10 protein-coding genes are annotated in these 10823 nt (G+C 62.6%); all 10 read right to left on the reverse strand.

The window, feature by feature from the left end; translation table 11 throughout:
- Positions 1–19: 19 nt before the first annotated feature.
- A complete protein-coding gene (locus VQ045_RS17155) occupies positions 20–1111 on the reverse strand; it encodes an ArnT family glycosyltransferase (RefSeq protein WP_331830968.1) in 1092 nt (363 codons plus the stop codon).
- A 184-nt stretch (positions 1112–1295) separates the two neighbouring features.
- Positions 1296–1832 carry a cytochrome b gene (locus VQ045_RS17160; protein WP_327648971.1) on the reverse strand — a complete coding sequence of 179 codons (537 nt, stop codon included), beginning with the start codon at positions 1830–1832 and terminating at the stop codon, positions 1296–1298.
- Positions 1833–2090: 258 nt separating this feature from the next.
- Positions 2091–3386 carry an adenylate/guanylate cyclase domain-containing protein gene (locus VQ045_RS17165; protein WP_327648970.1) on the reverse strand — a complete coding sequence of 432 codons (1296 nt, stop codon included), beginning with the start codon at positions 3384–3386 and terminating at the stop codon, positions 2091–2093.
- On the reverse strand, positions 3383–5404 hold the full coding sequence (locus tag VQ045_RS17170) for a bifunctional DedA family/phosphatase PAP2 family protein (protein ID WP_331830969.1): 2022 nt from the start codon (positions 5402–5404) through the stop codon (positions 3383–3385). The genes VQ045_RS17165 and VQ045_RS17170 overlap by 4 nt, the downstream gene beginning before the upstream one ends.
- A 307-nt stretch (positions 5405–5711) precedes the next feature.
- The gene (locus VQ045_RS17175) at positions 5712–6113 is read right to left on the reverse strand and encodes a PepSY domain-containing protein (protein WP_331830970.1); all 402 of its coding nucleotides are present in this window, start codon (positions 6111–6113) and stop codon (positions 5712–5714) included.
- A 274-nt stretch (positions 6114–6387) separates the two neighbouring features.
- Positions 6388–6732, reverse strand: a complete 345-nt coding sequence (locus tag VQ045_RS17180; protein ID WP_331830971.1) for a hypothetical protein — start codon at positions 6730–6732, stop codon at positions 6388–6390.
- Positions 6733–7012: 280 nt separating this feature from the next.
- On the reverse strand, positions 7013–7804 hold the full coding sequence (locus VQ045_RS17185) for a COG4705 family protein (RefSeq protein ID WP_442879894.1): 792 nt from the start codon (positions 7802–7804) through the stop codon (positions 7013–7015).
- Between the two features lie 261 nt (positions 7805–8065).
- On the reverse strand, positions 8066–9484 hold the full coding sequence (locus VQ045_RS17190) for an ATP-binding protein (protein ID WP_331830972.1): 1419 nt from the start codon (positions 9482–9484) through the stop codon (positions 8066–8068).
- Positions 9471–10148 (reverse strand): response regulator transcription factor, encoded by a 678-nt coding sequence (locus VQ045_RS17195; protein WP_331830973.1) that lies wholly within the window; start codon positions 10146–10148, stop codon positions 9471–9473. Before VQ045_RS17195 ends, VQ045_RS17190 begins: the two co-directional genes overlap by 14 nt.
- Entirely contained in the window at positions 10145–10729 is a 585-nt protein-coding gene (locus VQ045_RS17200) for a tyrosine-protein phosphatase (protein ID WP_331830974.1), read from the reverse strand. The genes VQ045_RS17195 and VQ045_RS17200 overlap by 4 nt, the downstream gene beginning before the upstream one ends.
- Positions 10730–10823 lie beyond the last annotated feature (94 nt).

The following is a 10823-nucleotide window of genomic DNA, read 5'->3' on the forward strand; positions in this document are numbered from 1 at the left end:
AGGTCTGTATAAAGATATTCTAGACCGACCGACATATTCCGCGAGACGAGATAGTCGATACCGCCGCCGACCGCGTAGCCGGTATCGGTCTTGCCGCGGCCGGCAACAACGGCACGAGATAATGCGGCTGCTTACCGGCGATCAGGCTGAAGCTGGCGACCACCGGCACGAACCAGAGTGTCACGAAGCGCAGCGCGGGCGTGAATTTCCAGGCGCCCAGAAGCGCGGCCATCGGACGCTTCATCGCGCCTTTGTGGCCGGCCCAGACATAAGGTGAGAATATCCACGGCATCGCGAAGATTGGCAGCAGCGGCAGGTAAAACCAGAATGGTCGGGCATGGCTCGACGACAACGAGCCGGAAATGCGACCCGCGGTCTGGTCCCAGATCAGCGATCGGGCGAACTCGCCATTGGTTTCGACCAGCGCGGGCACGATCCAGGCGGCTATCGGCAGCAGCGAGACCAGAACGGCGAGACCAGCGCTTTGCCAAAATGCCCTCGGCGCCAGCGCCTGACGCTCGGTCCGCCAGAGCGGATAGGCCGCAATTGGCCAGAACAGATGGAGATAGACCACCGGCCCCTTGGCCAGAACACCCAAGCCGATGGCGAAGCCTGCGATGGCGATCCAGCGCCATGACGGTGAGCGGGCATGGATCAAAAGCGCGATCAGCGCGCCGAGAATGCAGGCGGTCAGCAGGAGATCGAACAGGATCAAGCCGGCATAGATGACGAAGACGACGTTGCCCAGCGTCAGCCAGCCGACACGCGCGACGAGGACGTCATCGCTGGGAAACAGCTCGGCGGCCAAGCGGCGTGTGAGGACCATGACGGCGGCGGACACGGTAAAAATCATCGCGAGCGCCGCGACGCGCGACACGCCGAAGACCGCCCATGACAGATCGATCAACCAGAACAGCAGCGGCGGCTTGTGGTGATAAGCGGCGAAATTGAAAGTGGGGACGATGAAGTCCCGATTGACCATCATCTCCCAGGCGACGGTGAGATAGCGCGTCTCGTCCGGCGGCAACACCGGCCGCAGGGCCGCCGAAACGAGGATGAAAAGTCCGAGCACGAGGATCGGCAGGACGAGGGTTGGAATACGCCGAGGCATGGGAACATCGCCCTATGTGCGGACGAAATCCGCGAGACATTCAACTTTGTGGACGGCAGGATCCGCGCCGGTTCAGCCAAAGCCGCTTCGGGGAAGCAGCGGGAGGGTCGGCAGTCCAACGCGGTGCGCTCGGGACGAGCCTCTGTCACCCCGAGCGTTGTGTCGTAGAGCGCGAATTGTCGCCCTATTCGGCCGATTCGACCGAGGACGGCGATTTCATTATCGGCACCATCCGCCGCAACGCGTCCGACCGGAACACGAAATGCTGGGCAAGCGCGCCGACGATATGCACGCCGATCAGGACGAGCAGCGGCGTCCAGAGGACGGTGTGATAGCCGGCCAGTGTGTCATCGCCGGTAAACCAGGCGGTAAGGCCGACCACTGGCATGAGGATCAGCACGACGTAGAGCAATGCATGCGTGATCTTCGCGAGCCACACCGCCCAGTCGGGCTCACCCTCTGAATGCGACGGACGCCCATGGATGAAGAAGCGGTCGAGCAAGCGGATGGCGGCCGCGACAAGGATCGCCGAGCCGAGGACGATGTGGGTCCAGCCGAGAATCGTCGTCGTGGATGAAACCGCCTTGCCCTCGAGCGTTCCGTCCCAAAGCGAGACCATGAACTCGCTTTCGAGATATTGGACGATGATCAGAACGACGATCAGCCAGTGCATGGCGACATTGAGCCGGCTCCAGCCGGCGGGCGATGACTTTGCATTCATAACCGATCACTTCCGATTTCAAACTGGTGGTTTTCCGGCGCGCGACCCTTCCGCCGCCGATGTAGAATCCTTCTAGATCGGACGGGTCTTCAGTGGCATTTCCGGAACTATACGGTTTTGCAACCTTGGAAGGTGTGACAGTTGCGCTCGCGATGGCGCCGGCGGTCCGATCAAACGCATGGCGAACCATTTGCAGCGAGCGAGACATCAATCCGCGGATCGCGCAACTGAGGTTGGGTGTCCCTATCCAGTCCGGATCTAGGGATTCTCGCCGCTGGCATTGACCAGTCTGAACCGGACAACAGACATTTCCCGTCTGTGATGGCGGGGTCTCACGACGTCCCGTGAAACCTCTTCGAGATAGGGGCGCTGCTTGGCCGCCATGTCCTGCGACATGGTGATTTCGTTCTCGCCGGATAGAGCGCAGAGGCGCGCGGCCAGATTCACCGTCCGACCAAGGATCGTAAAATCCGCCCGCTTGCCGGCGCCAAGGGCGGCGGCGATCACCTCGCCCCGATAAAGACCGACGCCGGGATGGCGGGCCAGCGAATGGCAGGCTTCGATGCTTTCCGCCGCGGCCGCCACGGCGCGGTCGTCAGCATCCTCACCCTCGAAGAACGCCATGATCCCATCGCCGATGATCTTGTCGATCTCGCCATCATGCCGTGACACTGCTCCGGCGACGGCCGTGACAAAGGCATCAATGAGATCCGCCACGTCGCTTGGCGGGGCGCCTTCCGCGAAACTGGAAAAGTCCCGAAGATCGAGAAACATGACCACTGCTTCGAAGCGGGTCGCTGACGTCTCGTCATTGATCGCGTTGCGGACCGCGGAGACGGAGAGAAAACGCTGCAGTCGAAGGTGAACGCCACGAACGTAGATCGCCTGGCGATCAAGCGTCCTCTGGGCTTTGGCAATCACCACGCCGGTCGCCAGCACCGAGACAAAGAGCAGGCTCGCAAACACCTTCGTCCAGAAACCCGTCAATCGGGATATCGCGGATTCAAGCACGCCGCTTCGTCGCGTCGCGGCCAGCGATACGATTTTTCCCGAGCGCGGCAATGCCACGACCCCCAGGGAGGTCCAGTGTCCGGGCAGAACGATATCTTCCTTGAGGGTCGCCGCCCCGGTCGCCGTCAGGCCCTCGAAGGTCGCAGCGTCCAAAGATCCGCAGTCGGCGTTATAGGCGAGCTCGGCGATGCGTCCGCCGGACTGGTCGAGGACCAGGAGGCAGGTGAGCCCGGTCTCGGCCATCTCCTTTCGCAGTTCGGAAAGGACTGAAGCCGACGGCGGGGACGCTCCCTCGAAAAGACCGTCCGCCAGAAGCATGGTCTGGACGAGCCGGATTTCCTGCTCGGCAAAGAGCTTTTCCGCGCTGGCGGAGATGGCGTTGTTCAAGGTGAACACCAAGCCAACCGAACTGACGATGATCACCGGCAGGAGAAGGAGTAGGAATGTTCGCAGCAGTGGAAACGGTGTGCCGATTTCATGCGCATCGGCCCGCGGGGCGGTGTGCGGTAACTGTCTCCCCTTCTTCGAGGTCCACCCGATCACGGCCAGCGCCCATCAAGCACGGGTGCCTCGATCATCGCAGCGCCGATCTTCGGCAGAAGCAGAATATCACTATTAGCGGTCGATGCGGCTCCCGGCGCGAGGGATTGGATCAGGCTGTCGAGGTCGTTCGAGAGCACCGGGCTATCTTCGGCGATCTCCAGGATCGCGTAGCCGCCGGCGATCGGGTCGAGCATCTCGAGAGACAGGCCGCCGACGAGGATCGGACGGCCGTCTTCACCGGGGCCGAGCTGGAAGCTCGATGGCCAGAAGGTGAGAACCAGGCGCTGATCGGATGCCGGCCCGGGCTTCGCATAGGCAGCGACGGGCCGGCGACCGTCGTGAAGCAGCGGTGCGGCTGGCCGTTCGACGAGAGGCACGCGCGATGGCATGAGCGTTTCCAGGAGACCGCCGACCGCAAGGGCAGTCCAGCCGGACGGCTCAAGGCGAGCGGTCAGCCCGGATAGTGAAAGATCGGTCTGAATCCTCAACACCTCGGCCTGATCGCCGGCGATCGTCAAACGACGTTCGGCGACCCTGCTCCAACCGTCGGCCAGCCATTCCTGTGGGCTGATCTGCTCCGCGATGGGCACCGGCGCGTAGTTCACGGTCCAGCGATCGTAGTCCTTCCACAGATGATAGCTGTAGGTCCCGAGATAGGCGGGCAGCAGAACCGCCAGCAGCGGCCCCAGGCGGATGGCCCGATCCTGCCGCCGGGTGAGGAACGCGAAGATCGCCGTCACCAGCAACCCGAACGATACGCCCGCGGCAACGTCGCTCAGCCAATGAGCACCGAGATACAGCCGGGTGAACGCAATGATCAGCGCGGCGCCAATGGCGGCCCCAATCGCCAGAGGACGCCATCGTGGTGCGAGGTGCGAAGCGACAATCACGGCCAGGACACCGAACACGGTCATCGAGAGCGTCGCGTGGCCGCTGGGGAAGGAGAAGGATTCGGCACCCGCATAGAGCATCGTCGGACGGGGCCGTTGGATGATCCCCTTGACGAGCGGGACGAACAGGCTCGACGTGGCGACCGCCATCGCTGCCGTTACCGCGACGCGGAAGTGCCGCCGGATGAGCAGCCAGGCGACGAGCGCCAGGCTCAGGCCGGTCAGCACGAAGCCGTCCGCCGCCATGGTGACCGCCGTGACGATGCGGGTGCCCGCGTCGCTGCGGAAGGATTGCAGGAAATTGTAGACGGCCTTGTCAATCAGCTTCAATTCCGGATCGAACAGGAGATTGCCGAGCAGCGTCAGGAAGCCGCCGGCGGCCAATGCCGCGACCATCAGGACGAGGGTCCATCCGACGATGTTGCGGTGGTTGGAGAGGATATGGGTTTCGTATCGCGCCAGCCGGCTCGCTGACGGGCCACGACGTTCGATCCGACCAAGGCGCCATCGATCGAAGACCGGGTAAGCGAAGCCATAGGCGATTTTGCCTAGGTAATAGAGGACGAGGAGCGTCGCCAGCAGAATGACGCCGAGGATCGCAAGGCGTGGATCGAAGCTGTGAACCCGTGACAGGCCGCGGCCGATACCGGCGGCCGGAATGATGTGAGCGCCGGCCCAGGCGAACGCCGAAACGACGTTGATGACGCTGAACCAACCAAAGTTCATGCCCACCATGCCGGCGATGCCCGGCACGATCGCTTTCACGCCGGGAACGAAGCGGCCGATGAAGATGCTCTTGCCGCCATGTCGCCCGAAGAATGCCTCGCCCTTGTCGATCAGCGCGCCATAGCGGCTGAACGGCCAGACGGAACGCAGCCGCCCCTTGAAGTGGTGGCCGACCCAGAAGGAGAGCGCATCGCCGACCACGGCGCCGGCGCTGGCTAGCAGCAGGATCGGCAGGAACGGAAGTTTGCCGGCTCCCACCAGCCCCCCGGCCGCCACGAGGACGACGGTGCTCGGAATGAACAGGCCGATCAGGAACAGGGCTTCGCCCAGACTGACGAAGAAGACGACCGCGAGCGCTGTCTGCGTGTGTTGGGAGATCAAATCGACGATGGTCTGCGTCATGTCTGCGTCACCGGTCGGCTTGGACGGACCCCGCGGGTCCATGAAACAATTCGCCCACCGAGAAGACATGGCGACGATGGGTCTGGCCCTTCGAGCGACAGGGCACGGGGCACGATCCCGACGCCCACATTAGCGTTCTGCCGGCCGTGGCGCGATCCCGGCCTCGATAGCAACCCGTGTTCGTGATCAGATGTCCTAAACTATACGCTTCCGTATAGTTCACAATTTTGGATTGACCGACTCCCGCAAATGAAAGCCCCCCGAACGCGTCGGGGGGCCGCATGTGGTTGGCGAGGCGTAGACCGGCCTATTTGCTGCCCTCGCCTGCCTCGCCGTCCTCGGACTCCTCCCGGTCGGCTGCGCCGGACTGCTCGTCCTTCTCGTTTTCCATTTTGGGGTTTTGGTCGACGGTGCCGCTGGTCATGTCGACAAGGACCGTCTTCATCGTACCGTCGGCCTGGGCGAGCTCGATCTCCCAGCCGCTCTGGCCGGCCTCGTCGGTCAATCCAGCATCCACCGCATTGCCGCCAGCGGCCTTCTGGGGGGCGTTCACGGCCTGCGCGAGGTTCACCTTGGCGCTGGTGACCTTCGAAAGGTCCAGTTTGGTCTCAGCGCCATTGCCGTGCTCGGCCGCCATGGCGGCACTGCCGGCACCCAAAAGCATGGCAGTGCCGAGGATCGCGGCGCTCGTGCGTTTCATCGTCTGCATCTTGATTTTCCGTTTGATCGAACCGGCGTGATTGCCCGGTCGATCTCAAGGTGGTGAGCGGACATGACCTCGAAAGCTCCGCGACTATACGGATCGGTATGCGAGTTGGGGCGGCCAAACGAATCAGGCCGGCACAATGCCGGCCTGATTCTTCCGATTTTGGAGCGACGACATCCGCGGCTCGCTGCAATCACCTAGCGCCTGCTCCTTCGGACAGCGCAGGCGGAGGCCGCCGTGGGGCGGGCCGGGCTGAGCCGGCCCGCTTCTGCGAATGTCATGAGCAGACTGGACCCGATGCGATCGCCTGTCGCTGGTCGGAAGCCCACTGTTCCCAGCTCGACGCATCCCCGGGCACCAGACCCGGATTGGCCTTATTCGCTGCCGCATAGTGCGCCTCGACATTCTCGCACTGACGCGGTGCCGATGCCGCCGCGTCAGTGCGATCGGCCGGGCTGAATCGCGCCGTCAAACGCCCGGCGATCTGCTGTCGGTCGACACGATGGGAGCCCTGGGTCAAGACGCTTTGGTCGTTTGCCATCGAAGGCGTCGCAATGGCGAGAGGTGCCGCAATGGCACCCGCTGCGATGAGAGATAGAGCTACGGATTTGAACGTGTTCATGATGTCCTCCTGTGGGAGCGATGATCCGCTCTGAGGAAGAAGATAAGACTGGAATATTACGGTGGGCGGGCCGGGCGGTTGTGGTTTTGTAATGACGCGATGCGGAAGATCAGCCGTCCGACAAGCGTTCCTCGCCCGAATGTTTGCCAAGCACGACCAAGAGAAGCGGCGTGGCACCGCGGAGCGTATTCTCGGCAGCGCATCGCCACCCGATTGGCTCGGATCGGGTGGCGGTATTTGCCGTCTCCCGCAGAGACGATCCGCTATGCGGCGTCGCGATTTAGGCGTCTACTTCCACGACCTGCGACGTCTTGATCCGGTCGGCGCGCGTGATGGTGAGGTAGGTGACCAGCCCGGCGATCGTGACCAGGAACAGAACGCTGGTTCCGGTCGTCCCAAGGCCGAACCCGCCATTGCCCACCGGTTGTGACAGAAGATCGCCCATGGAGGCTCCGAACGGCCGCGTCAGGATGTAGGCGACCCAGAAGGCGAGCACCGCGCCCACGCCCAGACGGTGACCGAGATAGACGACGGCGATCAGAGCACCGAAGATCACCGCGGACGTGCCGTAACCCAAGCCAACGCTTTCCGCGACGAGATCCCCCGCCGACGTACCGAGAGCGAAGGTGAAGAGGACCGCCGCCCAATAGAACAACTCGCGCTTCGTCGTGAAGATCGAGTGGATGGAAAGCGTCCTCTCGCTCGCATACCAGGCGGCAAAAACCAGTGCCAGACCCGTTCCGAAGAGTATCGTGGTGGTCGCGAGAGTGATGCCGAGATCATCGACGAGATAGTCCGAGACCAGGGTTCCGACAATGCTCACCAGGACGACGACGAGCCAGTAGCTTGTCGGTACGTATTCCCGCAGCCTGAGCTGGCAGAAAAGGGCGATCAACAAAAGCGCGCCCATGATCAGGGACGTCATGACAAGGCCGAGGCCGATATTGAAGATGAGGAAGTCGGCGGCGGTTTCGCCGACGGTCGTCGCCATGATCTTGATCACCCAGAATGCGAGCGTGACCGCTGGCACCTTGTTCAGCATTTCCCGCGTGAGGCTTCTTTGGGTTTCCAACGGTCTGTCTCCTTTAAGCATGCGGCGCCGAATGGCGCGTGGACTCACGCGAGGCTTTCAGCGTCGCGCTGACGGATTGGGGAGAGCGCGCAGGCGATCCGGAATGCGGCAACCACTCGTGTCTCGATGGGCGGGACCGACATACTGGAAAGCGTCATACGGCAGACGTTGTCGGCCCCTCTCGAGAGCCTTCCCGCCCGACACCGGTCTTAGGAGGTCAGGCTGGAGAGCGCTTTTCTCCGGCTATACTTTTTCGCAATCTTAGGTGGCGGCGAACACGGTCGGTTCCGGGGGGAGCGGGAAACCAACTCGCATCAACAGGCCGGGCCGATTGTCCAGGGCCTCCACCGTCGCGCCGTGGAGCTCGGCGATTGCCGCGACCAAGGCCAAGCCGAGGCCGCTGCCCGGTGTCGTGCGGCTACGGTCGAGCCGATAGAGACGCCGGAAGATCTTGTCGCGTTCGGCTTCCGGAATGCCTGGCCCGTCATCGCCGATCTCCAAGACCGAACCGGCGGGTGTCTGTCGCAGGGCCAGTGTGATCCGTCCCGGCGAGGGTATGTGGTTGATAGCGTTATCGACGAGATTGGCGATCAGCTGAGTCAGAAGATCGGTATCGCCCTCAACGGAAACGCCCGGGGCTATGTCGGTTGACAGCCGATGCCCGGCATCGACAGCGACCTCCGTGTAGACGTCGGCGAGTTTCTCGCCGAGACCGGACAAATCCACCAAGCCGAATTTCGCCCGCCTCGCTCCGGCTTCGATCTGCGAAATCCGCAGCAACGCGTTGAAGGTATCGATGATCGCATCGGTCTCCTCGACCGCGCCGTCGATCGCCCGCTCATACTCCGACGCGTCCCGGGGCTTCCGTCGCGCCGTTTCCAGACGCTGACGCAGTCTTGCCAGCGGCGTTCGCAGGTCGTGGGCGATATCAGTGGACACCTGCTTGAGGCTTTGCATCAGTACCTCGATCCGCGCCAGCATGCCGTTGATGTCGGTGGCCAAACGGTCGAGTTCGTCCCGCCTTGGCGAAACCGGCAAACGGAGGTCGAGACGGCCGGAGACGATCTGGCGCGTCGTCGCCGCGATCTCATCGACACGGCGCGACGGCCCGATGCTGACGATGTAGCCGCCGATCAGCGCCAGCAAAGTGGTGGCGAGGCACCCCCAAAGCAGCGCCGCGAGGATAATCTCCTGAGTCTCGTCGATCAGATGGGAATTGCGGCCGGCGAGCACCCTGTAGGGTCCGAGGACTTCCCCGGAGCTGAACAGCCGGACTTCGCCGTCGGCATTTTGGGCCGCGGCGAGCTTGAGATTGGCATTCGCCGTAACGTCGCCATCGGCGAGCTTGCGGTCCGCCCATCCACCGGTCCACAGACTTGCCGCGATATTGCCCGCGAGGACTTCGCCATCGGGACCGAGTAGCAAAAAGAAGCGGTCGTCGGCCGCGCTTTCCGATCGCTCGATGACCTCGGAGCGCAGCCCGTCCGTGCCATTGCCTGCAAGCGCCCTGCGAAACGCCGCCATATCATCGTTGATCGAGGATCGCACGATCCCCTGCATCTCCGAGGTCGCGGCGACGTAGGTGGTTCCCATGATGACGAGCACGGATGCGACGAAGAGGATCGCATAGCCGACCGCCAGTCGGAACGACGTGGTGCGGAACTGCTCAGGAAGCGGCATTCAAGACGTAGCCTGATCCGCGAATGGTTCGGATCATTTCAGTCGCGAACGGGCGGTCGACCTTGGCGCGAAGCCGGCTGACATGGGTTTCGACGACGTTGGTCTTGGGGTCGAAGTGGAAATCCCACACCCGTTCGAGCAGCATGGTGCGGGTGAGAACACGGCCGCGATTGCGCATCATGTATTCGAGCAGACGAAACTCGCGCGGTTGCAATTCGATCGCCGCCCCGGCCCGTTTGACCGTCCGGGCGATCAGGTTCATCTCCAATTCGCCAACCTTTAGCACAGCCTCTTCCTTACGGCTGGGTGCCCGTCGTCCCAGTGCATGGATACGCGCCATCAGCTCGGAAAAGGCGAAGGGTTTCAAGAGATAGTCGTCTCCTCCTGCTTCCAGACCCTCCACGCGATCGTCCACGCCGCTGACCGCGGTCAGGAATATGACCGGCGTGTCCTTGCCCGAGGAACGCAGCGCCCTGACGATCGACAGTCCGTCCAGGCCCGGTAGCATGCGGTCGATTACCATCACATCGTATTCGCGCGTGCAGGCCAGTTCCAGTCCTGTCGACCCGCTAGTGGCATGGTCGAGATCATGACCGTCCTCACCGAGTCCGCCGGCGACATAATCGGCCGTGGATTGGTCGTCTTCGATCAAAAGAATTTTCATGGCCGCGCCTTCTGACCCGCCTTTGCGGACTGTTCGGAGGAGGACCATTTGGCTGCGAACAGCGCGAACGCCTCGTCCATGGCGACGGTCCGGCTTCCGAGCCATGGGAAGTGACCGTATCGCCAAGAGAGCTGATCCGCAGCCTCGTCGGCCGTGTCGCCATCCACTGCATACTCGAAAATGGCCGATGCCAGACCACTGCGATCGGCGCCGCCCTGGCAATGGACGAGAACCGGCTTGGGTGCATCCTTCATGATCCGGGCGATCCTCGTCATTGTTGCCATGTCTGGAACGCTCCGTGCGGAGATCGGAACCGCATAATAGTCGATGCCGTATTCCGCGGCCACAAGCGTTTCCTCGCGCGACCATGCTTCCGCCGGGTGGACGCCCCGCAGATTGAGAATCGACCGAATGCCCTTTTGCCGAATCAGGGCCTCGAGATCGTCGTCGTCGAGTTGGCCCGATCGATAAAGAATCTCAGGCTCGACGGTATGAACATTGCCGGTCGCCAGAAGATAGCCGGCATAGCCCGCCGGCGGACCAACGAGAATGGCCGCGGCAAGGGCTAAGTGTCGGTCCACAAAGAAGTTGAATGATATGAATCGTTTGTGATTCCATGCTGTTGATTTGATTCGACGAGGGCATGGAAGCGATGTGGACGAAAGCAAACCGCGG

Source organism: Aurantimonas sp. E1-2-R+4 (assembly GCF_036549515.1).
In the GTDB taxonomy this organism is placed as follows: Bacteria; Pseudomonadota; Alphaproteobacteria; order Rhizobiales; family Rhizobiaceae; genus Aurantimonas; species Aurantimonas coralicida_A.